Origin of the sequence: Luteimonas sp. MC1825, from assembly GCF_014764385.1 — a bacterium.
Taxonomy (GTDB): Bacteria; Pseudomonadota; Gammaproteobacteria; order Xanthomonadales; family Xanthomonadaceae; genus Luteimonas.
On sequence record NZ_CP061714.1, the window covers coordinates 1,467,062 to 1,492,249 of the forward strand.

The 25,188-nt window shown below is 69.7% G+C and carries 23 protein-coding genes; 12 read left to right on the forward strand and 11 right to left on the reverse strand.

The genetic code is table 11. From position 1 onward, the window contains the following. The first annotated feature begins 1 nt into the window (after position 1). The 3 genes from IDM46_RS06785 to IDM46_RS06795 are packed head-to-tail and all read left to right on the forward strand — an operon-like array spanning position 2 to position 3,376. Positions 2-2,419, forward strand: a complete 2,418-nt coding sequence (locus IDM46_RS06785) for a heavy metal translocating P-type ATPase (protein WP_223877921.1) — start codon at positions 2-4, stop codon at positions 2,417-2,419. Further along, positions 2,416-2,658 carry a cbb3-type cytochrome oxidase assembly protein CcoS gene (gene ccoS, locus IDM46_RS06790; protein WP_182821186.1) on the forward strand — a complete coding sequence of 81 codons (243 nt, stop codon included), beginning with the start codon at positions 2,416-2,418 and terminating at the stop codon, positions 2,656-2,658. The genes IDM46_RS06785 and ccoS overlap by 4 nt, the downstream gene beginning before the upstream one ends. Further along, positions 2,648-3,376, forward strand: a complete 729-nt coding sequence (locus IDM46_RS06795) for a sulfite exporter TauE/SafE family protein (protein ID WP_182821184.1) — start codon at positions 2,648-2,650, stop codon at positions 3,374-3,376. The genes ccoS and IDM46_RS06795 overlap by 11 nt, the downstream gene beginning before the upstream one ends. A gap of 35 nt (positions 3,377-3,411) precedes the next feature. Here IDM46_RS06795 and IDM46_RS06800 read toward each other — a convergent pair whose 3' ends face one another. The 5 genes from IDM46_RS06800 to ald form a co-directional block, all read right to left on the reverse strand. After that, positions 3,412-4,755, reverse strand: coding sequence for a replication-associated recombination protein A (locus IDM46_RS06800; protein WP_185115197.1), 1,344 nt, complete (start codon positions 4,753-4,755; stop codon positions 3,412-3,414). 67 nt (positions 4,756-4,822) lie between these two features. Further along, the gene (locus IDM46_RS06805) at positions 4,823-5,554 is read right to left on the reverse strand and encodes a hypothetical protein (RefSeq protein ID WP_185115198.1); all 732 of its coding nucleotides are present in this window, start codon (positions 5,552-5,554) and stop codon (positions 4,823-4,825) included. Positions 5,555-5,670: 116 nt separating this feature from the next. Further along, positions 5,671-6,294, reverse strand: coding sequence for an outer membrane lipoprotein chaperone LolA (lolA, locus tag IDM46_RS06810; RefSeq protein WP_182821178.1), 624 nt, complete (start codon positions 6,292-6,294; stop codon positions 5,671-5,673). A 94-nt stretch (positions 6,295-6,388) separates the two neighbouring features. Next, positions 6,389-8,755 carry a DNA translocase FtsK gene (locus IDM46_RS06815; protein WP_185115199.1) on the reverse strand — a complete coding sequence of 789 codons (2,367 nt, stop codon included), beginning with the start codon at positions 8,753-8,755 and terminating at the stop codon, positions 6,389-6,391. A 56-nt stretch (positions 8,756-8,811) separates the two neighbouring features. Next, the gene (gene ald / locus IDM46_RS06820) at positions 8,812-9,882 is read right to left on the reverse strand and encodes an alanine dehydrogenase (protein ID WP_185115200.1); all 1,071 of its coding nucleotides are present in this window, start codon (positions 9,880-9,882) and stop codon (positions 8,812-8,814) included. A 163-nt stretch (positions 9,883-10,045) separates the two neighbouring features. Here ald and trxB point away from each other — a divergent pair, with 163 nt between their 5' ends. The 4 genes from trxB (at position 10,046) to infA (ending at position 13,275) form a co-directional block, all read left to right on the forward strand. After that, positions 10,046-10,999, forward strand: coding sequence for a thioredoxin-disulfide reductase (gene trxB / locus IDM46_RS06825; RefSeq protein WP_182821171.1), 954 nt, complete (start codon positions 10,046-10,048; stop codon positions 10,997-10,999). 38 nt (positions 11,000-11,037) lie between these two features. Then, complete coding sequence (locus IDM46_RS06830) at positions 11,038-12,180, forward strand: GNAT family N-acetyltransferase (RefSeq protein ID WP_182821169.1); 1,143 nt, start codon at positions 11,038-11,040, stop codon at positions 12,178-12,180. Then, entirely contained in the window at positions 12,177-12,968 is a 792-nt protein-coding gene (gene aat, locus IDM46_RS06835; protein ID WP_185115201.1) for a leucyl/phenylalanyl-tRNA--protein transferase, read from the forward strand. The genes IDM46_RS06830 and aat overlap by 4 nt, the downstream gene beginning before the upstream one ends. 88 nt (positions 12,969-13,056) lie before the next feature. Beyond that, a complete protein-coding gene (gene infA / locus IDM46_RS06840) occupies positions 13,057-13,275 on the forward strand; it encodes a translation initiation factor IF-1 (protein ID WP_182821165.1) in 219 nt (72 codons plus the stop codon). Between the two features lie 86 nt (positions 13,276-13,361). Here the strand turns inward: infA and clpA are convergent, their stop codons facing one another. Further along, positions 13,362-15,656, reverse strand: coding sequence for an ATP-dependent Clp protease ATP-binding subunit ClpA (clpA, locus tag IDM46_RS06845; protein WP_182821162.1), 2,295 nt, complete (start codon positions 15,654-15,656; stop codon positions 13,362-13,364). Positions 15,657-15,835: 179 nt separating this feature from the next. Continuing rightward, positions 15,836-16,156 (reverse strand): ATP-dependent Clp protease adapter ClpS, encoded by a 321-nt coding sequence (clpS, locus tag IDM46_RS06850; protein WP_182821160.1) that lies wholly within the window; start codon positions 16,154-16,156, stop codon positions 15,836-15,838. 166 nt (positions 16,157-16,322) lie between these two features. Here clpS and IDM46_RS06855 point away from each other — a divergent pair, with 166 nt between their 5' ends. The 5 genes from IDM46_RS06855 (at position 16,323) to IDM46_RS06875 (ending at position 20,502) form a co-directional block, all read left to right on the forward strand. After that, positions 16,323-16,805, forward strand: a complete 483-nt coding sequence (locus tag IDM46_RS06855; RefSeq protein ID WP_185115202.1) for an NUDIX hydrolase — start codon at positions 16,323-16,325, stop codon at positions 16,803-16,805. Further along, entirely contained in the window at positions 16,802-17,914 is a 1,113-nt protein-coding gene (gene mnmA / locus IDM46_RS06860) for a tRNA 2-thiouridine(34) synthase MnmA (protein WP_185115203.1), read from the forward strand. Before IDM46_RS06855 ends, mnmA begins: the two co-directional genes overlap by 4 nt. After that, positions 17,911-18,519, forward strand: coding sequence for a high frequency lysogenization protein HflD (gene hflD / locus IDM46_RS06865; RefSeq protein WP_223877923.1), 609 nt, complete (start codon positions 17,911-17,913; stop codon positions 18,517-18,519). Before mnmA ends, hflD begins: the two co-directional genes overlap by 4 nt. A 142-nt stretch (positions 18,520-18,661) precedes the next feature. Continuing rightward, positions 18,662-19,441, forward strand: coding sequence for a hypothetical protein (locus IDM46_RS06870; RefSeq protein WP_221441787.1), 780 nt, complete (start codon positions 18,662-18,664; stop codon positions 19,439-19,441). Positions 19,442-19,560: 119 nt separating this feature from the next. Beyond that, a complete protein-coding gene (locus tag IDM46_RS06875; RefSeq protein ID WP_182821153.1) occupies positions 19,561-20,502 on the forward strand; it encodes a hypothetical protein in 942 nt (313 codons plus the stop codon). Here the strand turns inward: IDM46_RS06875 and IDM46_RS06880 are convergent. From IDM46_RS06880 to IDM46_RS06895, 4 genes are all read right to left on the reverse strand, one after another. Continuing rightward, positions 20,480-21,691, reverse strand: a complete 1,212-nt coding sequence (locus IDM46_RS06880; protein ID WP_182821151.1) for a metallophosphoesterase — start codon at positions 21,689-21,691, stop codon at positions 20,480-20,482. The two genes, IDM46_RS06875 and IDM46_RS06880, sit on opposite strands and share 23 nt — an antisense overlap. A 151-nt stretch (positions 21,692-21,842) precedes the next feature. Next, on the reverse strand, positions 21,843-24,446 hold the full coding sequence (gene acnB, locus IDM46_RS06885) for a bifunctional aconitate hydratase 2/2-methylisocitrate dehydratase (protein ID WP_182821148.1): 2,604 nt from the start codon (positions 24,444-24,446) through the stop codon (positions 21,843-21,845). 51 nt (positions 24,447-24,497) lie between these two features. Beyond that, positions 24,498-24,902: a type II toxin-antitoxin system VapC family toxin gene (locus IDM46_RS06890; RefSeq protein WP_182821146.1), complete on the reverse strand. Its 405-nt coding sequence runs from the start codon at positions 24,900-24,902 to the stop codon at positions 24,498-24,500. Further along, on the reverse strand, positions 24,899-25,150 hold the full coding sequence (locus tag IDM46_RS06895; RefSeq protein ID WP_182821144.1) for an AbrB/MazE/SpoVT family DNA-binding domain-containing protein: 252 nt from the start codon (positions 25,148-25,150) through the stop codon (positions 24,899-24,901). The genes IDM46_RS06890 and IDM46_RS06895 overlap by 4 nt, the downstream gene beginning before the upstream one ends. Between the last annotated feature and the right edge of the window lie 38 nt (positions 25,151-25,188).

The following is a 25,188-nucleotide window of genomic DNA, read 5'->3' on the forward strand; positions in this document are numbered from 1 at the left end:
GGTGAACGCGGGCGCGGTCGCCACGGCCGCCGCCGTGCGCGACGCGCAGGGCGTGGCGGACGGCTGCTTCCACTGCAGCGAGGCCCTGCCCGCGGATCCGGCCAGCGCCCGCATCGATGGCGCGTACCGCCGCTTCTGCTGTGATGGCTGCGCCGCCGCGGCGCAGTGGATCCGCGATGCCAACCTGGTCGACTACTACCGCCTGCGCACCGAGCCGGGCGGACGTGCCGCGCTCGACCTGGACGCGCAGCTCGCCGCCTTCGACCGCGACGACGTCCAGGCCGGGCACGTGCGCGGGGTCGACGGCGGCCGTGAAATCACGGTACTGACCGACGGCATGCGTTGCGCGGCCTGTGCCTGGCTGGTCGACCGCGCGGTCGCGCGCGAGCCGGGCGTGATCGAGGTCGTGGCCAACGCGGTGACCGGGCGCATCCGCATCGCCTGGGACCCGGCGCGCACCGCGCTCTCGGGTCCGCTGCGCCGCCTGGCCGGGCTGGGTTACGTGCCCTACCTCGCCTCGGGCATCGCCCGCGAACGCGAGCGCCGCGCCGCACGCAACCGCGACCTGCTGCGCATGGGCATCGCTGGCCTGGCGTCGATGCAGGCGATGATGTTCGCCGAGGCGCTGTACCTCGACATTTACCAGCAGATGCCGCTGGCCACGCGCGATTTCTTCCGCTGGATCACCCTGCTGGTGTCGACGCCGGTGGTGTTCTGGTGCGGCTGGCCGTTCATCGCCGGCATGCTGCGGGAGCTGCGCAACCGCCACCTGGGCATGGACACGCTGATCGCCAGCTCCACGCTGCTTGCCTACTTCGCCAGCGTGTTCGAGACCATCCGCGGCGGAACGCATGTCTGGTACGACGCTGCGGTGATGTTCGTGTTCCTGCTGCTCGGCGCGCGCATGCTCGAGCAGCGCGCGCGACGCATCGCCGTGGCCCAGGTGGACACGCTGGCGCGGGCGCGGCCGGAGCTGGCGACGCGCGAACTTGCCGACGGCAGCCGCGAGGTCGTGCCGACGGCCGCGCTGCGGCCCGGTGATATCGCGTGCATCGCGGCGGGCGACACGGTGCCGGCGGACGGCACCCTGATCGACGCCGCCGCGCGGTTCGAGGAGGCCCTGCTCACCGGCGAGGTCCATCCGGTCCTGCACGCACCGGGCGACACGATATACGCCGGTACCGTCTGCCGCGAGGCCCCGGCGCGCATCCGCGTCGAGCACGTGGGCGCGGCGACCCGGCTGTCGGAGCTGGAGTGGCTCGTGGAACGCGCGCAGTCGCATCGCCCGCGCGCGGCGCAGCTGGCCGACGCGTTCTCCAGCCGTTTCGTGGCCGGCATCCTGGTGGCGGCGGTGCTGGTGTACATCGGGTGGCGGATATACGACCCGTCGCGTGCGCTCGAGGTCACCATCGCCCTGCTGGTGATCAGCTGCCCATGTGCACTCTCGCTGGCGGTGCCGACCGCGCTCGCCGTCGCCCACGGCGCGCTGGCGAAGCTCGGCGTGCTGTCGACCGATGGCGAGGCGCTGGGCTCGCTGGCCGCGGCCACCGACATCGTGTTCGACAAGACCGGAACCTTGGGCAGCGGCCGGCCGACGCTCGGGCGCGTGGAAGCCTTCGGCGATCTCGACGTCGAGGACGCGCTCGGGATTGCCACGGCGCTGGAGCGCGACAGCCTGCACCCGATTGCCCGCGCCTTCGAGGGACGCGACGCCGGCCTGGCCGTGGCGGCGGTGGAAGAACATGCGGGGCTGGGCATCGCCGGAACGGTCGAAGGCCGCGCCTGGCGCATGGGCCGCGCCGACTTCGCCGCGGGCCGCGCCGACGACGGCGCCCTGTGGCTCGGCGACGGCCAGCAGGCAGTGGCCAGGTTCACCCTGGAAGAGCCACCGCGTGATGACGCCGCCCGGGCGGTCACGGCGCTGCGCGAGCTCGGCGTCGATGTCCACCTGTCCAGCGGCGATGCGGCGACCACGGTGAACGCATTCGCCGACATGCTCGGCATCGACCATGCGGCGTCACGCCAGTCGCCCGAGGACAAGCTCGCCGGCGTGCGCGCGCTGCAGGCAAGCGGCAAGGTGGTGGCGATGGTCGGCGATGGGCTCAATGACGCCCCCGTGCTGGCCGGGGCCGACGTCTCGATCGCGATCGGCAGCGGCGCCGCCCTCGCCCACCGTGCTGCCGGCCTGGTGCTGACCGCTCCCTCGCTGCTGCGCATTCCCGCCGCGATCGCCCTGGCGCGCCGCACGCGCGCCATCGTGCGCCAGAACCTGGCCTGGGCGCTGGGCTACAACGTGGTGGCCATCCCGCTGGCCGCGGCCGGCCTGGTCACGCCGTGGGTGGCGGCGCTGGGCATGGCGGTGTCATCGCTCATCGTCACCCTCAATGCGCTGCGCCTGGCGCGGACCAGCGCGCCATGAACGTGCTGCTGTTCCTCATCCCGGTGAGCCTGGTGCTGCTGCTCGTGGCCGTCTGGGCATTCCGCTGGGCGGTGGGCAAGGGACAGTTTGAAAACCTCGATGCGGCTGCGATCGACATCCTGCGCGACGACAGCACGGACCAGGCGCCGGACGCCCTCCCGCCGAATGACGCGCCCGCCGGGGACGGCGAAGCGGGCGGCCGCCGCGGCCTGCGCGAAGGCGGGCCCCGTGCCGACTGACTGGCTGGCGATCGGTGCGGCGCTGCTCGCCGGCCTGATGGGCGGCGTGCACTGCGCGGCCATGTGTGGCGGCATCGCCACCGGGTTCTCCGCGATGGGTGGCCGCAACGGCTGGTGGCCGGCGCTGCAGCCCAACCTCGGCCGCGTTGGCGGCTACGTTGCGGCGGGCGCGATCGCCGGCGCGCTGGGTGGCGGCATCCTGGCGGTCGCGCGCAGTCCCTGGATCGCATTCGGCGCACGCATGCTGGTAGGCGTGGTGCTGGTGGTGGTCGCACTGCGGCTGCTCGACCGCAAGGGTCGCCTGGGTTTCCTCGGACGGCCAGGCTCGGCGCTTTGGCAGCGGCTGCGCAGGCTGCAGGCGCCGCTGCTCCCGGCCGACACCGTGGCCAAGCGCCTCGCGCTCGGCGTGCTCTGGGGGTGGATGCCGTGTGGCCTCAGTACCACCATGCTCGCCGCGGCCTGGTTGCAGGCCGACGCCCGCAACGGCGCGCTGACCATGGCGGCATTCGGCTTGGGCACCCTGCCACTGATGGTGTCGCTGACCTGGTCGGGCGCGCGCATCGGCCAATACCTGCAGCGCGGGCGTTGGCGGATGGGTCTCGGCCTGGTGGTGCTCGCCGCAGGCGTGCTCACCATTGCCGCACCGTGGCTGATGCACATTCCCGCACTGGCGGGACCGCTGGCGGCGCTCGGCTGCCTGCCGCCGCCGACGCGCTGACGCGCTGACGCGCTGACGCGCTGACGCGCCGCCGGCTACGTGCGCCGCGCTCTGATCCGTGCCAGCTTCTCGCGCAGCTTGATCTCCAGGCCGCGCTCGACCGGGCGGTAGTACACGCGCTCGCCCATCGCATCGGGAAATCCGGTCTGGTCCGGGGCGATCCCGCCTTCCAGGGTGTGGTCGTACTGGTAGCCCTTGCCGTAGCCGAGCTGCTTCATGAGCCTGGTCGGTGCGTTGCGCAGGTGCATCGGCACGTCCGCGGTGCCGTGCGCCACCACGTCGCCGCGCGCTTCGCCGAAAGCGACATAGGCGGCGTTGGACTTGGCGGTGCTCGCCAGGTAGATCGCCACCTGCGCCAGCGCCAGGTCGCCCTCGGGGCTGCCGAGGCGGTCATGTGCATCCCAGGCTTCCAGCGCCATCGTCAGCGCGCGTGGATCGGCCAGGCCGATGTCCTCCACCGCCATCCGCGTGAGGCGGCGCGCGAGATAACCGGGATCCGCGCCGCCATCGAGCATGCGCGCCAGCCAGTACAGCGCGGCGTCCGGGTTGGAGCTGCGCACCGACTTGTGCAGCGCGGAGATCTGGTCGTAGAACTGTTCGCCGCCCTTGTCGAAGCGGCGGCTGCGGTCGGCCAATACCTGCGCCAGGGTGGCGTCGTTGATGGTGCCGCCCTCACCCGCCAGCTCGGCGGCGATTTCCAGCAGGGTGAGCGCGCGGCGCACGTCGCCGTCCGCCGCCGAAGCGATCATCGCCAGCTGCCCGTCGCCGATGGCGATGCCGCGTCCACCCAGTCCGCGCCGTAGGTCTTCGAGTGCGCGGCGCAGGGCGAGCACGATGTCGTCCGCCGACACCGCCTCGAGCACGTGCACGCGGCAACGCGAGAGCAGCGCGGAGTTGAGTTCGAACGAGGGGTTCTCGGTGGTCGCGCCGACGAACACGATCGTGCCGCGTTCGATGTACGGCAGGAACGCATCCTGCTGCACCTTGTTGAAGCGGTGCACCTCATCGACGAACAGCACCGTGCGCCGCCCGCCGGCGAAGCGCTGCTCGGCCTCGGCCAGCACCTTGCGCACCTCCGGCAGGCCCGAGAGCACCGCGGAAATCGCCTTGAACTCGGCATCGGCGTAGTCGGCGAGCAGCAGCGCGAGGGTGGTCTTGCCACAGCCGGGTGGGCCCCACAGCACCATCGAGTGCACGTTGCCGGCCTCGATCGCGCGGCGCAGTGCCGAGCCTTCCGCCAGCAGGCGGCGCTGACCGACCATCTCGTCGGGCGTGCGCGGGCGCATGCGCTCGGCCAGCGGGCGCATGGCAAGCGCATTCTCGTCTTCGGGCAGGAGGCCGGGCATGTCGGCGTCCGGGGCTGGCTTGCGGGGCAACATCGCATCCGGGTGTGGACCGGACGACAAGATAGCAAGTGGTGCGCCGTGAACGCGTACCGGGGCGGCCTCAGTAGCTCGCGACGGGTGCCGTCGGGTCGACGCTGATGTTGGCGCCCAGCTCCTGCCGCACGCGCAGCCAGGTCGCATCGCGGCGGTCGTAGACGGCCTCGACGTGCGCGCTGGTGTTGCCACCGGTGCCGAAATCGGCAACACCGGTGGCATCGATGCGCACGAACCGCGCGCCGGTTTCCACGCTGTTGATCGCGTCGAACTGCAGGTAGACGCGACCCGCGCCCGGCAGCTGCTCGAGCTCGGTGGCGAGACGGTCTTCGAGCTCCGATATCAGCAGCGCGTCGTTGGGGACCTCGCGCTCGCCGTCGCCACCCAGTTGCACGTCGGGCCAGCCGGCGCTGGCGAACATGGTGTCGTAACGGGTGCGGTACTGGAATGCGAGCCAGTCGCCGTCGGTGGCCATGCCGTCGCCCGCGGCGCCCGCGCCGATGCGCACCCGGCCACTGCCGCTGACCACATGGTCGCGGGCACTCTCGACGGCGACCTGCGCGCTGTCTAGGCGCACGTCGACCATGGCGTCCCCGAATTCCGCACCGAGTGCGCCGACCAGCACGGCGGCCACCGCGTTGCGGACGTCATCCCCAGCCGGCTGCGGCGCCATGCCGACAGCCTCCCCTACCGCGGCCTGGGGTGGATCGCCGGGCTGCGCGGACACACCCGCACCGGGCAGGCCCAGGCTCAGCACCAACAGGAAGGAACGGAAAGGCGTGGGGCGCGACAGCGGCATGCGATACGTGCGGGAACTCGACGGCGACACTGTCCTCAACGCAGGAACGGCGCCACGGGGGCCACCCGTGACGCCGTCCTGGTCGTTCCGCCGCCGGCGGAGCCATGTCGCGGGCTTCAGCCCTCGCCGATCACGTCAACGCCCGGGCCCGGGGTGTACTTGAACGTGCCCGCGCCGAAGCGGGGATTGCGCTTCCAGCCGCTGAATGCGATCTCGGTGCGCTGGCCAAGCGAGTCGACCACCTCCATGCGCACCAGGCCCGCAGCCGAGAAGCCAAGCCGTGCGCTGGCAAAGCCCGCTTCGTCCTTTTTGGGCGTCAGCAGCAGCCACGACAGGCCGTCGGCCTCGCCGGCCTCGCGGACGTTGTAGTCGCGATCGAGGCGCGACGGATCGATCAGCGCCGCCAGCGGGCTGTCCTGCTCGCCCGCACCCTGGTCACGCACCGTCACCTGCTCCAGGTCGGGGTCATGGATCCAGACCTTGCTGCCGTCGGCGACGATCAGCTGCGCGTACGGCTTGACGTATTCCCAGCGGAACAGGCGCGGCGCGGACATCGCGACGCGGCCGCTGGATGTCTCCTTGATGCGGCCATCGGCATCGAATGCCTTCTGCACGAACTGGCCGTCGAGGCCCTTGAGTCCGCGGGTGAAGCCATCGAGGTTGTCGCGCGCACCGGCGAACGCGGTGCCGGTGGCAAGCAGCGCGGCCAGCGCGACCAGCCAGAAACGGGAACGGATCATGTGGCGGGCTCCATGGGAAAGATGCGCTGCGAGTGTGCGGCGGCATCGCTGAATGCGGGCTCACGCGGGCGCACCGGCATGGCTGCAGCCGCCGCTACTTCGGCGGCGGGGGCGCGAGCACCGAGCGGTCGCCGTTGTGCTCGGGCGGGGTGACCACGCCCGCGGCTTCCATCGCTTCCACCAGGCGCGCGGCGCGGTTGTAGCCGATCTTCAGCCGCCGTTGCACGCCGGAAATCGACGCACGGCGTGTCTCGGTGACCACGCGCACGGCTTCGTCATACAGTGGATCGCTCTCGTCGCCGGCACTGCCGCTGCTCTCCGGCAGGCCGCTGGCACCGACCACGACGCCGTCGCCCATCGACTGGATTTCCTCCAGCACGCCTTCGACGTAATCCGGGCCGCCGCCGGCCTGCCTGAGGTGCTCGACCACGCGATGCACTTCCTCGTCGGACACGAACGCGCCGTGCACGCGCTCCGGCATGGCGGTTCCGGGCGGCAGGTACAGCATGTCGCCATGGCCAAGCAGCGTCTCGGCGCCTGACTGGTCGAGGATGGTGCGCGAGTCGATCTTGCTCGACACCTGGAAGGCGATGCGCGTGGGGATGTTGGCCTTGATCAGGCCGGTGATCACGTCCACCGAGGGGCGCTGCGTGGCGAGGATCAGGTGGATGCCGGCGGCGCGCGACTTCTGCGCCAGGCGTGCGATCAACTCTTCCACCTTCTTGCCGACGATCATCATCATGTCGGCGAATTCGTCGATGAAGATGACGATGAACGGCAGCGGCTCGAGCGGCTGCGGCGCTTCGTTCAACTCCGGGTTGGGCTTGAACAGCGGATCGAGCAGCGGCTGGCCGCTGTCCTGCGCGTCCTTCACCTTCTTGTTGAAGCCCGCGAGGTTGCGCACGCCGACCGCGCTCATCAGCTTGTAGCGGCGCTCCATCTCCGCCACGCACCAGCGCAGGCCATTGGCGGCCTCCTTCATGTCGGTGACCACCGGCGCAAGGAGATGCGGGATGCCCTGGTAGACGCTCAGCTCCAGCATCTTCGGGTCGATCATCAGCATGCGCACGTCCTTGGCGGACGCCTTGTACAGCAGGCTCAGCACCATGGCGTTGACCGCGACCGACTTGCCGGAGCCGGTGGTGCCGGCGACCAGCAGGTGCGGCATGCGTGCGAGGTCGGCGACCGTCGGCCGCCCGGCGATGTCCTTGCCCAGCGCCAGGGTGAGCGGGCTGCCGGACTTGTCATATTCCTTGGAGCGCAGCAGCTCGGAGAGGTAGATCATCTCGCGGTGCGTGTTGGGCGTTTCCAGGCCGATCACCGACTTGCCCGGGATCACGTCGACCACGCGCACCGACTTCACGCTGAGCCCGCGCGCGATGTCCTTGTCCAGCGAACTGACCTGGCTGACCTTCACGCCGGGCGCGGGTTCGATCTCGAAGCGGGTGATCACCGGCCCCGGATAGGCGCCGACCACTTGCGCGTCGATACGGAAGTCCTTGAGCTTGAACTCGATCTGCCGCGACAGCGTTTCCAGCGTGTCCTCGTCATAGCCCTTGGCCTGCGGCTTCGGGTCGTCGAGCAGCGCCAGCGGCGGGATGCCGCTGCCGTCGGCGACATGGAACAGCGGGATCTGCTGTTCGCGCTTGGCGCGCTCGCTCTTCTCCACCACCGGCGCCGGCGGCGGCTCGATCCGCACCGGCGCGCGCGTCTTGCGCAGTTCGCTGTCGATCTTGCGCACCTCGGTGCGCTCCTCGCGCTTGGCGCGGGCTTCCTGCCAGTCGACCGCCTGCTTGCTGCCGCGGCGGAACAGTTCGGGCAGGCGCAGCACCCATTGGCCGATGGCATCCATCACCCTGAACCACGACAGCCCCGTCGCCAGGGTCACCGACACCAGCAACAGGGCCAGCAGGAACAGGTTGCCGCCGACCGGTCCGAATGCCGAGTACAGCGAATTGCCGACCAGGCGGCCGAGGATGCCGCCGCTGCCGGCCGAATAGCCTTCCACCGCGCCGATGCGCAGGAACAGAAGCCCCGTGGAGGACACGATGAAGCCGACGATGCCGACCAGCCGCAGGGCCGGGCCGAGATCCGCCTGGCCATCGCCATCGGTGTCCATGCCGAACAGCGCGATCCACGCCACCGCGCCGAGGATCAGCGGCAGCACGAAGGCGACATGGCCGAACAGGCCCAGCAGCACGTCGGCCACCCAGGCGCCGACGCGGCCGCCGGCATTGTTGAGCGGTGCGGTCAGGCTGCCGGAATGCGACCAGCCCGGATCGGTCGGCGAGAACGTCACCATGCACACCAGCAGGTAGACCAGCAGCGGCGCGATCGCGATCAGCGCGATGTCGCGCAGCAGCTTCTGCCGGCGTGGGTTGGGCGCCGCGGGCGCGGCCTTGTCGGCGGCAGCCTTGCGCTGCCGCCTGTTGCCGCGTTCCGCTACCGGGCGTGCTGCCACGTGTGATCAGACCTTAAGATTATCCCGCAATGGGATGATTCTACTCACCATTTGCCCTAAATGGGCAGGGCGAGCAGTGCCGGGTGCACCAGCTTGCCTGCGTCGACGTTCACGCCACGTGCCAGCGCATCGTTGCCGCGCCACGCCGGACCCGCCGCCAGCTTCGCCACCCACGGCAGGATTGCCGCGCAGATCGCCTGCGACGAGGTCCGCGGCACCGCGCCCGGCATGTTGGTGACGCAGAAGTGCGTGACGCCCTCCTCCACGTAGGTCGGATCCTTCCAGGTGGTCGGACGCGAGGTCTCGAAGCAGCCGCCCTGGTCGATGGCGATGTCCACCAGCACGCTGCCCGGCTCCATGGCCCTGAGCATGTCGCGGGTCATCACATGCGGCGCGCGCGCGCCGGCGACCAGCACTGCGCCCACCACCAGGTCCGCCGACGCGACTTCGCGCGCGATGACGTCCTGGTAGGGGTACAGCGCGGTGACGTTGTTGCCCAGGCGCATCATCTCGTCCATGCGGTCCTGGCGCATCTCAAACACGGTGACGCTGGCGCCAGCCGCGGCCGCGAGCGCCGCGGCGCCACCGCCGGCCTTGCCGGCACCGAACACCACCACCTTGCCGCGCGACGTCGACGGCAGCCCGCCGAGCAGCACGCCCTTGCCGCCCTGCGGCTGGTGCAGCAGCGTGGTGCCGACCTGGGTCGCGATGCGACCGGCGATGACCGACATCGGCGCCAGCAGCGGCAACTCGCCGTTGGGCAGCTCGACGGTCTCGAAGGCGATCGCGGTGAGGCCGATGTCGAGCAGCTGGCGCGTCAGCGCGGGCTCGGCGGCAAGGTGCAGGTAGCAGAACAGGAGGTGGTCACTGCGCAGGTGTTCGAGGTCGCCGGCGATCGGCTCCTTCACCTTCACGATCATCTCGCCCCTGGCGTACAGCTCGGCGGCATCTGCGGCGATGTTGACGCCGAGCCCGGCGTAGGCGGCATCGGCGAATCCGGACTTCATGCCGGCACCCGACTCGAGCCAGACCTCGTGACCGCGCTTGACCAGGTCGCCGGCCGCCTCGGGGACCAGCGCGACGCGACCTTCGAGCGTCTTGGTTTCTTTCGGGACACCGATTCGCATGGGTCGCTCCTGCACAAAAAACGCCGCGTCAGCGGCGAGTCGTCGTTTGCGGCAAGGAACCCAGCGTTGCGGTGAACCGCAACCCGCGCGCCTTGTCATGCTGCCGTGGCGCCGCCAAGCTATGCGCTTCCCAACGCCATGTTTCCATGGCTCGCGAGTATACATGAGCACTTCCAAGCACTGCCGCCTGCTGATCCTCGGTTCCGGCCCCGCCGGCTGGACCGCCGCCGTCTACGCCGCGCGCGCCAACCTCAAGCCGGTGCTGGTCACCGGCCTGCAGATGGGCGGGCAGCTGATGACCACCACCGAGGTCGACAACTGGCCCGGTGACGCGCATGGCCTGATGGGGCCGGACCTGATGAACCGGATGCAGGCGCATGCCGAGCGCTTCGATACCGAGGTCGTGTTCGACCAGGTGCACAGCGTCGACCTGTCGCAGCGTCCGTTCCGGCTCATCGGTGACAGCGGCGCCTACACCGCCGACGCGCTGATCATCGCCACCGGCGCCACCGCCAAGTACCTGGGGCTGCCGTCTGAAGAGGCCTTCAAGGGCCGCGGCGTGTCCGCCTGCGCGACCTGCGACGGATTTTTCTACAAGGACCAGGACGTGGCCGTGGTCGGCGGCGGCAACACCGCCGTGGAGGAAGCGCTGTACCTGTCCAACATCGCGCGCACCGTGTACCTGGTGCACCGCCGCGACAGCCTGCGCGCCGAGAAGATCATGCAGGACAAGCTGCAGGCGAAGATCAACGCCGGCAAGATCGTGCCGGTCTGGCACCACGTGGTCGACGAAGTGCTCGGCAACGAGGCCGGCGTGACCGGCCTGCGCCTGAAGTCGGTGCAGGACGACAGCACCCGCGAGATCGTGGTGCACGGCTTCTTCGTGGCCATCGGCCACACACCCAACACCTCGCTGTTCGAAGGCCAGCTGGCGATGAACAACGGTTACCTGGAGATCCGATCGGGACTCGCCGGTGGCGCCACCGAAACGTCGGTCAAGGGCGTGTTCGCCGCAGGTGACGTGGCCGACCAGGTCTACCGCCAGGCGATCACCTCGGCGGGCTTCGGCTGCATGGCCGCGCTGGATGCGGAACGCTTCCTCGACAAGGATGCCTGAGCCGCGGCGCGCGACGGTGGGGGCCGGCTGAGCCGCGCATGGCGGTCGCCCGCACCCATGCGTCGCTCTTCGAGGTCCCGGCCGCGGCCTGGGATGCGCTGCACGATGGCGGCAACCCGTTTGTCGCGCATGCGTTCCTCGCCGGTTTGGAATCCAGCGGCTGCCTGCGCGAAGGCTGGGGTTGGACACCGCGGCACATCGCCCTGTGGGACGGCGATGTGCTGGTGGCGGCCGCGCCCGGCTACCTGAAGGACAACTCGCACGGCGAGTTCGTGTTCGACCACGCCTGGGCGAATGCGTACGCGCGCCACGGCCTCGACTATTACCCGAAGTGGCTGGGCGCCGTGCCCTACTCGCCCGTGACCGGGCCGCGCCTGCTCGCGCGCAGCGACGCCGCGCGCGCCGCGCTGGTCGCCGCGATCACGGCCGACGCGCGCGCAGGCGGACGTTCTTCGGCGCACGTGAATTTCCACGAGGCGGCGGAAGACGCGGCATTCGATTCCACCTGGCTGCAGCGCCTCGACGTGCAGTACCACTGGCGCAACGACGCGGGCTGGCGTGATTTCAACGACTTCCTTGCGGCGATGGACCACAAGCATCGCAAGAACATCCGCCAGGAGCGCGCGCGCGTGGAGCGCGCCGGCGTGCGCTTCCGCGTACTGCACGGCGATGAGGCGAGCGATGCCGACCTCGACGCCATGCACGGCTTCTACCTGCAGACGTTCGCCGACTACGGCAACGCCCCCGCGCTGACCCCTGCCTTCCTGCGCCACCTGGCCAGGCGCATGCCGCGCGCGCTGGTGCTGGTGCTGGCCGATCTCGACGGTGCGCCCGTCGCGGGCGCGCTGTGCCTGCGCGGCCGCGACACGCTGTACGGTCGCTACTGGGGTGCCACGCGCGAGTTGCCGGGGCTGCATTTCGAGGCCTGCTACTACCAGGGCATCGCCTATTGCCTGCGCGAGGGCCTGGCCCGCTTCGAGCCCGGCGCGCAGGGCGTGCACAAGATCGCGCGCGGCTTCCTGCCAACCCTGGTGCGCAGCCACCACTGGATCGCCGAGCCGGTGTTCCGCGAGGCGCTGGCGCCCTGGTGCGCGGAGGAGCGCGATGTCGTGCATGCCCAGGCCCACGCGCTGCTGCAACGCTCGCCGTTCCGGAGCGATCCGCCGGGCGGTGCGTCGTGAGCCTGTCGCTGCCGCGGCTTGGCGCACGCGCCGATGCGCCATTCCCGGAACCGGGCAGCGCGCTGCGCGAGCCGGATGGCCTGCTCGCCTTCGGCGGCGACCTCTCGACGACGCGCTTGGCCAATGCCTATCGCCGCGGCATCTTCCCCTGGTACTCGGAAGGGCAGCCGATCCTCTGGTGGTCGCCGGATCCGCGCATGGTGTTCCGTACCGATGGCGTGCACCTGGCATCGCGCTTCCGCCGCAGCCTCAGGCATTCGCCCTGGCACGTTCGCGCGGATACCGCGTTCGACGCCGTGGTGGCGGCCTGCGCCGACGTGCCACGGCACGGCCAGCGCGGCACCTGGATCGACGCCGACATGCGCGCCGCCTACGGCCAGCTCCACCGTGCGGGCCTGGCGCACAGCATCGAGGTCGTCGACGCGGACGACCGCCTGGTCGGCGGCATGTACGGCGTCGCCATCGGCGCGATGTTCTTCGGCGAGAGCATGTTCAGTGCGGCCAGTGGCGGGTCCAAGCTGGCGCTCGCGGCGCTCGCCCTGCGCTTGCGCGAATGGGGCTGGCCGCTGATCGACGCGCAGGTCGACAACGCGCACCTGCGGCGCATGGGCGCGGAGACGTGGCCACGGGTGCGGTTCCTTGGCGAGGTGCGGCGCCTGGTGGCATATCCGGGTCGGGACGGGGCGTGGACCGATGCGTTCGGCGAGCTGCCGGCAACGGCGCTGGCGGCACCCCCGGACACGGCGCGATCGACCACCCGCGACGCCCTGCCGGTGGGTTCCGGTTAACGGAAATTTTGCGCTTGGACGCCATTCGTGGCAGAATCCCCTCTTTCGGGCGTCCAGCCCGAGCTCCTTGCATGGTCAAACAGGACGCATGGCAAAAGACGACGTCATAGAATTCGAAGGTTCGGTCTCCGAGACCCTCCCGAACACCATGTTCCGGGTGCGGCTTGAGAACGGCCACGAGGTCATCGCACACATTTCCGGGCGCATGCGCAAGAACTACATCCGCATCCTCACCGGCGATCGAGTCAAGATCGAGATGACCCCGTACGACCTCACCAAGGGTCGCATCACCTATCGCATGAAGTAAGCCGCCGCGCCCCTGCCGGCGCGAGACGAATAAAGGCGGCCATTGGCCGCCTTTATTCATTCCAACGCGCCGCAGGCAGCCGACGCTCAGCCCACCGTCACCGGCAGCAGCTTCTCCGCCTCGGGCTGCACGTCGAGCACGATCTCGCCGTCCAGGACATCCAGCGAGACGCGCCCACCCGACACCAGCTTCCCGAACAGCAGCTCGTCGGCCAGCGGACGCTTGACCTTGTCCTGGATCACGCGCGCCATGGGACGCGCGCCCATGAGCGGGTCAAACCCGTGCTGGGCCAGCCATTCGCGCGCCGCGGGTGTCGCCGCCAGGCTGACGCCCTTCTCGTGCAGCTGCTCCTCGAGCTCGATCAGGAACTTGTCGACTACGCGCAGGATGTGTTCGAAGGCCAGTGGCTGGAACTGCACCACCGCATCGAGCCGGTTGCGGAACTCCGGGGTGAAGCCCTTGCGGATCGCTTCCATCGCATCCGTGCTGTGGTCCTGCTGCATGAATCCGATCGTGCGCCGCGCGGCCTGTGCCGCGCCGGCATTGGTGGTCATCACCAGCACCACGTTGCGGAAGTTGGCCTCGCGCCCGTTGGTGTCGGTGAGGATGCCGCGGTCCATGACCTGCAGCAGGATGTTGAAGATGTCCGGATGCGCCTTCTCGACCTCGTCCAGCAGCAGCACGCAGTGCGGCGTCTTGACGATCTTCTCGGTCAGCAGGCCACCCTGGTCGAAGCCGACATAGCCCGGCGGCGCGCCGATCAGGCGGCTGACCGAATGCGGCTCCATGTACTCGGACATGTCGAAGCGCACCAGCTCGATGCCCAGCTGCAGCGCGAGCTGGCGGGTGACTTCGGTCTTGCCCACGCCGGTGGGTCCGGCGAACAGGAAGTTGCCGATCGGCTTGTCCGGATTGGCAAGGCCCGAGCGCGCGAGCTTGATCGCCGAGGCCAGCGTGCCGATCGCCGGATCCTGGCCGAAGATCACCATCTTCAGGTTGCGCTCCAGGTGCTGGAGCACGTCCTTGTCCGAGGCGCTGACCTGCTTGGCCGGGATGCGCGCCATCTTGGCGACGATGGTCTCGACTTCCTCCACATCGATCAGCTGCTTGCGCACGCCTTCCGGCAACAGCCGCTGGCGCGCGCCGGCTTCGTCGATCACGTCGATCGCCTTGTCCGGCAGCAACCGGTCGCCGATGTGCTTCACCGAAAGGTCCACCGCGGCCTGCAGCGCCTCGTCGGCGTAGGTGACCTGGTGGTGGGCCTCGTAGCGCGGCTTCAGGCCCTGCAGGATCTGGTAGGTCTCGCCCACCGTCGGCTCGACGATGTCGATCTTCTGGAAGCGGCGCGCCAGCGCGCGGTCCTTCTCGAAGATGCCGCGGTATTCCTGGAACGTGGTGGAACCGATGCAGCGCAGGTCCCCGGATGCCAACGCCGGCTTGATCAGGTTGGACGCATCCATGGTGCCGCCGGACGCGGAACCCGCGCCGATGATGGTGTGGATCTCGTCGATGAAGAGGATCGCGCCCTCGTGCTTGCCGATCGCGGCCAGCACCGCCTTCAGCCGCTTCTCGAAGTCGCCGCGGTACTTGGTGCCGGCCACCAGCGCACCCAGGTCGAGCGAGTAGATGGTGGCGTGCGCAAGCACCTCGGGCACCTCGCCCTCGACGATGCGTCGCGCCAGGCCCTCGGCGATCGCGGTCTTGCCCACGCCCGCCTCGCCGACGTACAGCGGGTTGTTCTTGCGGCGGCGGCAGAGCACCTGGATGGTGCGCTCGACTTCCTCCGCACGGCCGACGAGCGGATCGATGCGCCCTGCGCGCGCCATCGCGTTGAGGTCGGTGGCGAACTCGGCCAGCGCATCGCCCTTGCCGTCGCCCTCACCGCTCTCGCCGCCCTCGCCACGTGGGCGGGCGGATGCATCCTCGGCGTCGTGCGGCGGCTCGTCGCCGGTGCGCGCGATGCCGTGGGACAGGTAATTGACGACATCCAGCCGGGTCACGTCCTGCTGGTTCAGGAAATAGACGGCGTGCGAGTCCTTCTCGCCGAAGATCGCCACCAGCACGTTGGCGCCGGAGACCTCCTTCTTGCCCGAGGACTGCACGTGGTAGACGGCGCGCTGCAGCACGCGCTGGAAGCCGAGCGTGGGCTGGGTGTCGCGGCCGTCATCATCGGCCAGGCGTGACACCGAGCTGTCGATCGCCTGCTCGAGGTCGGCGCGCAGGCGATGGAAATCGGCGCTGCAGGCCTTCAGCACCATCTCGGCGGACGGGTTGTCGAGCAGCGCAAGCAGCAGGTGTTCGACCGTCATGTACTCGTCGCGCGCCTCGCGGGCGCGCTTGTAGCATTGGCCGATGCTGTATTCGAGGTCCTTGCTGAACATGGGGCGTGCGCCTCCTGGAATCACTAACCATCCAGATGGGGGTGCCGATGCGGCTTTTCCATCCGGAGATGACCCTCTTGTAGGCCTTTGCCAGCGTCGAGCGCAAGGGCCGGCGGTGGGCCCCAGTATCCCGCCAGCGGATGTCACGACAGGGTGCAGGAGCACACCCGCCGGGCCACTCAGGCCGGCTCCATCGTCGCCAGCAGGGGATGCTGGTTCAGGCGCGCATAGTCGTTGACCTGGGCGACCTTGGATTCCGCCACGTCGCGGATGAACACACCGCACACGCCGCGGCCACGGGTATGCACGTGGAGCATCACCTGGGTGGCGCGCTCGATGTCCAGGCTGAAGAAACGCACGAGCACCTCGACCACGAAGTCCATCGGCGTGTAGTCATCGTTCAGCAACAGCACGGAGTACAGCGGCGGTCGCGCCAGTTCGGGGCGGGCGGGTTCGACGACGACGCCGTGGTCGCGTTCGTGTTCTGTCTTGCGGCTCATGGCGGCCATTATACGGAGCCGGCGGTGGACGCCCATGCGCAACTGGGACGAAAATGCCACAACCTCCGCACCGCGAGCGCCCGATGCGCAACACCACCGCCAGGCAGCACGCAGGCGCCGGCACGAGCAGCATGCCCGTCCACGGGCGTGCCGTGGCGCACGCGGCATGACCTATCGCCAGGGGCGGTTCTGGCAACCGGATGTCACTGTGGCGACGGTGGTGCTCGACCGTGGGCGCCTGCTCTGCGTCGAGGAACATGCCGGCGGCGCGCTGGTGCTCAACCAGCCGGCGGGCCACCTGGAACCCGATGAGAGCCTGCTCGACGCCGCGGTGCGCGAGACCCTCGAGGAAACCGGCTGGACGGTCGAGTTGGACGCCTTCATCGGCGCCTACCAGTGGACGTCACCGGTGCTGGCGGACGGCAGCGGTGGCCGCCACTACCTGCGCTTCGCGTTCGCCGCGCGGCCGGTCACGCACGACCCCGCACGGCGGCTGGACGACGGGATCGAACGGGCGGTGTGGCTGGCACCATCCGAACTCCAGGCCGCGTCGCCGCGGCACCGCAGCCCGCTCGTGTGGCAGGTGGTCGAGGACTTCCTGGGTGGCCAGCGCCATCCGCTCTCGCTGCTGCGCGCGCTGCAGGGATGAGGCCGCCGGAGGTCATCGTCGGCATGTCCGGCGGGGTGGATTCTTCGGTCGCGGCGCTGCTTTTTCGTGACGCCGGCGCAGCCGTCGATGGCCTGTTCATGGATAACTGGGCCGACGACGGCAGCGGCGACTGCCGCGCCGAGGACGACCGCCGCGACGCCGTCGCGGTGTGTGGCCGGCTCGGCATCCGCATCCATTTCCGCGATTTCTCCGGCGAGTACTGGACGGGCGTGTTCGAGCATTTCCTGGCCGAGTACGCGCGCGGGCGCACGCCCAACCCGGACATCCTCTGCAACCGCGAGATCAAGTTCCGCCATTTCCTGGATGCCGCCGTCGCGCTCGGTGCCGGGCGCATCGCCACCGGCCACTACGCGCGCATCGACCGCGCCGGCGGCCAGTGGCGCCTGCTGCGCGCCGCCGATCGCGGCAAGGACCAGAGCTACTTCCTGCACCAGCTCGGCCAGGCGCAGCTCGCGGCCACGCTGTTCCCGCTCGGCGACCTGCACAAGGACGCGGTGCGTGCCCTCGCCCGCTCGGCCGGGCTGCCGACGGCGGAAAAGAAGGACTCGACCGGGATCTGCTTCGTCGGCGAGCGCGATTTCCGCACCTTCCTCGCGCGCTACCTGCCCGCCCAACCCGGCGAAATCCGTACGCCGGATGGCCGCCGCGTCGGCACGCATGCCGGCGTGTTCTACTTCACCATCGGCCAGCGCGAAGGCCTGAACATCGGCGGCCAGCGCGGATTCGCCGACAGCCCGTGGTACGTGGTCGGCAAGGATGTCGCCAGCAACGTGCTCACGGTCGACCAGGGGCACGACAGCCCGCACCTGATGTCCGGCACGCTGTGGACCGAACACGCACACTGGATCGCCGGCGCACCGCCGGCGACACGGTTCGCCTGCACGGCGCAGACGCGCTACCGCCAGAACGAGGAGCCATGCGAAGTGTTTGTTGACGATACCGGGAGCCTGCGGGTTGCCTTCGATCGCGCTCAGCGCGCGGTCACGCCGGGCCAGTCCCTGGTGCTCTACAGCGGCGACGCCTGCCTGGGGGGCGCGGTGATCGCGACCACCGACGCTCCGCTCGCGCGCTCCGCGGTGCCGGCATGAGCATGCACGACCGCGTGCTGGCACTCGCCGGCCTGGCACAGGCGCTGCGCCAGGTGCGCCGCATCGCCGATACCGGCCAGGCCGAAGGCGCGGTGCTGCAGACCGCGCTCGACAGCGTGTTCCGCATCGACGCCGAATCCACCGCCGATGTCTACGGCGGCGTGGCCGCGGTACGTCCCGGCCTTGCACTGCTGCGCGACTACCTCACCAACCGCGGCCAGGATCCGCTGCTGCCCAAGCTGGCGTTGGCGGTCACCCAGCTGGAGCGCCGTTTCGTGCAGGACGACCAGATGGGTGAGCGCGTGCATGCCGGCATCCTCGCCGCGCGCGCCGACGCCGAGCGGCTGGGCAGCAGCACACACCCCGAGGTGCTGGGCAGCCTGGGCACGCTGTACGCCGACACCGTCAGCCACCTGCGCCCGCGCGTGCTGGTGCAGGGCAACCCCCACTACCTGGGGCAGGCCGCCGTGGTGGCGGAAATCCGCGCGGTGCTGCTGTCGGCGCTGCGTTCGGCGGTGCTGTGGCGGCAGGCCGGCGGGAGCCCCTGGGACCTCCTGTTCCAGCGCAGTGCGATGGGCCGGGCGGTCGAGGACCTGCTGGGCTGACGAGCGCACCGGCGCACGCCGCGGCCACCCCATGTGGTGGCCGTTGCCGCGGGCCGGCCGCGTATCCAGCTAGGCACAGGCGACGCCCGCACGGGGGGGCATGGGCTGCCGGCCTGCATTCCCGCACACCGGGAGATCGCTCGTGGCCGACAGATCGAACACCGACGGACCCGGCGAGTCCACGCCGCCTCCGGATGCCACGCCGCCACGGCAGGCGATCTTCAGGCTGCTGCGCCGGCTGTTCCTCTACCACGCCGCCATGGCGGCGACGCTGGCGATCCTGCTCGCGCTGTTCCCGACCACGCCGGAGCACCTTCCGATCGGGGGCGTCAGGGAACTGGCCAGCGGTGTCGACCTGGCGGTCGGCCGGGTGGACCATCCGGCGCCGACCACCGGAACCGCCTTCAGCGGGCACGCGCCGCCACCGCCCCCCGACCTCGACCGCCTCGGCTATGCGCGGCGACTCGCCGTTGCACTGGTCGGGACCTGGCTGCTGATGCTGCCGGTGTCGTGGGTGCAAAAGGGCGTCCACCGCGGCAGCGACTACGATCATTCCCTCGACGAAACCACCCTGATCCTGCCCGGCGTGGTCGCGGCGATCGTGCTGGTCGTCCAGTACAGCCTGGCGCTGGCGTTCGCGCTGGCCGGCATCGTCGCCGGCGTGCAGTTCCGACGGGCACTCCAGGACACCTTCGACGCACTGTTCATCCTGGTGGCGATCGGCTGCGGCATCGCCGCCGGGGTCGGCGCGCTGGAGGTGGCCGCGGTGATGACGGTGTTCTTCTGCTACGCGACCCTGTACGTCTGCCGGTTCGGGGACGGCTTCGAATCCGACTACGTGGCCGAGCGCAAGGAAAAGAAGCGCCAGCTCAAGGCGGAGCATGAGGACCAGGGAGGAGGATCACGCAAGGATCCGTCGTGACTACGCGGCCTGCGGGATGGCTGCAGCTGCTCCTGTGCATCGCGGGATGGTTCGCCGCCGCTTGCGCGTGCGCCGCGGCCCCCGCCCGGCCGTTGTTCGAGTCGGCGGACGGGCTGACGGTGACCCTGACCCTGCAGGTGCCCTGGTCCGAATTGCTGCGCACGAAGAACGAAAAGCGCCGCTATCCCGCTGTGCTGGGCTACGTCGACGGCGCGGGCAGCGAGCACCGGATCGAGGCGACCGTCGAAACCCGCGGGCTCACCCGCTTGCGCATCTGCAGGTTCCCGCCGCTCATGATCCGCTTTGCCCGCCACGCCGCACTGGGCACCGACTTCGCGGGGCAGCGCACGCTGAAGCTGGTCACCCACTGCCGGCCGGGGGCCGTCGCGGAGCAGTACTACGTCCAGGAATTGCTGGCCTACCGGATCTTCAACCACGTCACCGAGCACAGCTTCAGGGTCCGTCCACTCCGGATCACCTATGAGGATGCAAGTGGCGGCGAATCGCACGGGACGCGCTTCGCCTTCCTGATCGAGGATCTGGATGCCGTGGCCAAACGCAATGGCTACAGGCGTTCGCCGCGGGCGCAGTTCGCGCAGGGCGATTTCGATCCCCTGGCGCTGACCCGCTTCATGCTGTTCCAGTACCTGATCGGCAACACCGACTGGGAGGTCCTGAGCGGACCGGAGAAGGACGCGTGCTGCCACAACGTCCGGATCCTGGTGCCGGCGGATGCACCGGGGCCGATGGTGGCGGTCCCCTACGACTTCGACGCCTCGGGGCTGGTGGATGCCAGCTACGCCGTGCCGAACGAGCGGCTGCCGATCCGGTCCGTCACCCAGCGCCTGTATCGCGGGTTCTGCCTCCACAACGACGCACTTGGGCCGGTGCGCCGCGAATTCCTCGCCAAGCGCGACGCGATCTTCGCGCTCGTGCGCAGCGAAGATCGGCTGAGCGGCGACCGGAAGCAGGCCACCATCGACTACTTCGAGGCATTCTTCGCCACGCTCGACAGCGATGCGCGGTTCGCGCGCGAGATCAGCGGGCGGTGCCGCAGATAGCGGCGGCCTCGAGGGGCTGCGCAGGGGTTGGTGCGACATTGGCCGGGGGCGCATCGAGCGTCCCGGCGCGCAGCGCCTCGCGCCGCTTCGGCAATGCCGGGTTGGCGGGCTGCAGCGCGATCACCGCGTCCAGGTATTCCAGGCGCTGCCCGTCATCCATCGGCAGGCGCAGCCGCCCTCCCCGATAGCCGGCGAACAGTCCCTCGCGCGTCACCTCGAGCCAGCCGACATGGCCGCCGTATGCGGCGCTGATTCCGGTGTCGATCATGATGACGCGCCCCGCCAGGCGCGGCCAGATCACGCCGTCGGTGGGGGTATGGCCAATGACCACATGGGCTGCGCCGTGGCGCCCGAGGATGGCGTCGACCGTCTCCGTGGACGCTGCGGGATCAACGCCGGCCAGGCCGCGGTACCACAGCGGGCCGGCCTCGTCGCGCAGGATCCCGGGGGCGTCCGGGTCGCCGCCTCCCAGGGCGGCGCGCGCCATCGTGGTCATCGACTCGAGGCTGTTGCCGCAGTAGGTGCTGCCGATGCCGCCGTGCACGAAGACCAGGTCGTTGAGCTGGATGGCGACCTTGGTCTTCATCGTCCACAGGAACAGCTCGCCTTTCGGGTCCCAGCGTGGATCCCAGGCGAAGCGATGCTCCACCCAGCCGAGCGGATGCGAGAGATCCCACTGCGCGCGATGATCGGCCGGCAGTGCGGCGGCCTGCTCCGGGTCGCTGGCCGCGAGCGCCTCCAGCGTGGCCTTGTAATAGCGGTCCCTGAGCACCGGGGCACGCTTGCCCGCGAACGCACTGTATTCGCCTGCGCTGACGTAACGCAGGTCGCCGTAGACGTTCATCGCCTCATGGTTGCCGAGCAGGTTGTGCACCTGGCCACCGCGCTTTTCGGCCTGCCCGCCCAGGCGCGCCATGTGGGCGATGATGCGGCGCGTGTCGGGCCCGCGATCCGGGATGTCACCGGTCTGGACCAGATGGGTGTCGCCGGCGATCCAGCGGCCGCGCCGGTCGACCACGCCTGCGGACTGGAGCACCGTCAGGTAGCTGTCGTAGTCGCCGTGCAGGTCCCCGATCGCGACGATACGGGCGACGTTGTCCCAGCGATATGCGTCGAGCTGCCGCGGCGCCGCCCACAGTGCCTGGGCGAAGAGCAGCATGCCGAACAGCAGATAGCGCGAACGTGCCACCGGGTCGCCTCAGGTCACCGGGAGTCGGGGGGACGGTTGCCGGGCGCCCATGGCGGGAGGATACATCCGCACCCGGTTCCGTGCCCCATCTCCACAACAGGAAAACGCCCGGCGGTGCCGGGCGTTTCCGTGCGTCCCGCAGTGGCCGGGATCAAGCCGTCGCGGCGTCCGCCACCTCGCGGTATTCCTCGATCTGGTCGAAGTTCATGTAGCGGTAGATCGTCTCGCCGCTGGTGTTCACGACGCCGATGTCCGCCAGGTATTCCTCGCGGGTCGGGATGCGGCCCAGGCGCGAACAGATCGCCGCCAGCTCCGCCGAGCCCAGGTAGACATCGGTGTTGCGGCCCAGGCGGTTCGGGAAGTTGCGGGTCGAGGTCGACATCGCGGTGGCGCCCTCGCGGATCTGCGCCTGGTTGCCCATGCACAGCGAGCAGCCCGGCATCTCCATGCGCGCGCCGGCGGCGCCGAACGTGCCGTAATGGCCTTCCTTGGTCAGCTCGGCGGCATCCATGCGCGTCGGCGGTGCGACCCACAGGCGCGTGGGAATGTCGCGCTTGCCTTCCAGCAGTTTGGCCGCGGCGCGGAAGTGGCCGATGTTGGTCATGCAGGAACCGATGAAGACCTCGTCGATCTTCGCGCCGGCGACGTCGGACAGGGTCCTGGCGTCGTCAGGATCGTTCGGGCAGCACACGATCGGCTCGACGATCTCGCCCAGGTCGATCTCGATCACCGCGGCGTACTCGGCGTCGGCGTCCGGCTCGAGCAGCTGCGGGTCGGCCAGCCACTGCTGCATCTTGTCGATGCGGCGCTGCAGGGTGCGCGCGTCGGCGTAGCCCTCGGTGATCATCCACTTCAGCAGGGTGATGTTGCTGGTGAGGTACTCGACGATCGGCGCACGGTCCAGGCGCACGGTGCAGCCGGCGGCGGAGCGCTCGGCGGACGCGTCGGCCAGCTCGAAGGCCTGCTCGATCTTGAGTTGCGGCAGGCCCTCGATCTCGAGGATGCGGCCCGAGAAGATGTTTTTCTTGCCCTGCTTGGCGACCGTCAGCAGCCCGGCCCTGATGGCGTAGAGCGGGATGGCATGCACCAGGTCGCGCAGCGTCACGCCCGGCTGCATGCTGCCCTTGAAGCGCACCAGCACCGATTCCGGCATGTCCAGCGGCATGACACCGGTTGCGGCGGCAAACGCCACCAGGCCCGAGCCGGCCGGGAACGAGATGCCGATCGGGAAGCGGGTATGCGAATCGCCGCCGGTGCCCACGGTATCGGGCAGCAGCATGCGGTTGAGCCAGCTGTGGATGATGCCGTCGCCCGGGCGCAACGACACGCCGCCGCGGGTCGAGATGAACTCGGGCAGCGTGTGGTGCGTCTTCACGTCCACCGGCTTGGGGTACGCCGCGGTGTGGCAGAAAGACTGCATCACCAGGTCCGACGAGAACCCCAGGCACGCCAGGTCCTTCAGTTCGTCGCGGGTCATCGGGCCGGTGGTGTCCTGCGAGCCCACGGTGGTCATCCTGGGTTCGCAGTAGGTGCCCGGGCGCATGCCTTGCTGCACGCCGTTCACGATGGGCAGGCCGCAGGCGCGGCCGACCATCTTCTGCGCGAGCGTGTAGCCGCGACCGGTGTCGGCGGGCGTGGCCGGCAGGCGGAACAGGTGCGCGGCCGGCAGGCCGAGCGCTTCGCGCGCGCGCGCCGTCAGGCCACGGCCGATGATCAGCGGAATGCGGCCACCGGCGCGCACCTCGTCGAACAGCACCTCTGACTTGACCTGGAATTCGGCGATCAACACGCCGTCCTTCAGCGCCTGGCCGTCGTAGGGACGCAGCTCGATCACGTCGCCATGCGCCATGTTCGACACATCGAGCTCGATCGGCAGCGCACCCGCGTCTTCCATGGTGTTGTAGAAGATCGGCGCGATCTTCGCACCCAGGCACACGCCGCCGAAGCGCTTGTTGGGAATGAACGGGATGTCGTCGCCAGTCCACCACAGCACCGAGTTGGTGGCCGACTTGCGGCTGGAGCCGGTGCCGACCACGTCACCGACATAGGCGACCAGGTGGCCTTTCGCCTTGAGGTCGGCGATGGCCTGGATCGGTCCACGCTTGCCGTCTTCCTCGGGCACGAACGGTGCGTCGGGGCGGCGGTTCTTCAGCATCGCCAGCGCGTGCATCGGGATGTCCGGGCGCGTGGTCGCATCCGGGGCCGGCGACAGGTCGTCGGTATTGGTTTCGCCGGGCACCTTGAAGACGGTGATGGTCAGGCTCTGCGGGACCTCCGGCTTGCTTGTGAACCACTCGGCATCAGCCCAACTCTGCATGACCGCGCGGGCACTGGCGTTGCCGGCCTTGGACTTTTGTTCCACATCGTGGAAGGCGTCGAAGACCAGCAGCGTGTGCTTGAGCGCATCGGCGGCGATGGTGCCGACCACCGCGTCATCCAGCAGGTCGACCAGGGGCGCGACGTTGTAGCCGCCGAGCATCGTGCCCAGCAGTGCGGTGGCACGCTCGCGCGAAATCAGCGCGCTGGGCTCGCTGCCCAATGCAACCGCCGCGAGATACGACGCCTTGACCTTGGCCGCGTCGTCGACGCCGGCGGGCACGCGATGGGTGATGAGATCGAGCAGGAACGCCTCCTCGCCGGGCGGCGGGGCCTTCAGCAGTTCGATCACATCGGCCGTCTGCTGCGCGGTCAGCGGCAGCGGCGGGATGCCAAGCGCTGCGCGCTCGGCCACATGGTGGCGATAGGCTTCCAACATGGTGCAGTGGTCTCCGTGGATGTTCGGGTGTGCGTTGATCGGGGCGAGGCGCTATTCGGGCGTGGGCACGATCAGCTTCAGGCCCTTGAAGTAGTCGCGGTAGAAACGGTCGTCGCGGGTGATCAGTCCGTCACACTGCAGCAGCGCGTGCGCACCGATCAGGAACTCGGGAACCGCGCGCGTGGGGGCGCCGCCACGCTGGCGGTGACGCCGCTGCATCTCCCCTGCGCGAAGCGCGGACTTGGCCTCCAGCGCGCTGAAGCGGATGCCCACCTCCTCCAGCACGGCCACCGCCTCGGAGCCGTCCTTGAGCGCACTGCAGACCTCGGCCAGCGCCACATCGCAGACCACTACCGTGCCGATGCCCAGGCACTGGCGCAGGCAGGCCTCGGTGGCATCCGCCATGGGCCCGTCGGCCAGCAGGTCGACAAGCACGGAGGAATCGATCGCGATCATGCGTCGGGGTCGCGGGCATCACCCGGGGCGCGGCCACGCAGGGCACGCATGGCCTCTTCGGTGGATGCGAAACCGTCGAGCCGGAAGCGGCCTCGGGCGCGCGAGATCGCATCGTCCACGCTCTTGCGCAGGATGATGCGCCCGCCATCCAGCTCGACCTTGAGGATGGTGCCCTTGGTCAGGCCGAGGGCATCGCGCACGGCCTTCGGCAGGGTGATCTGCCCGCGTTCGGCAACGGTGGCTTCCATGGCGGCGACTCCTGCCTGGCGGAATGCAGGCACAGGTG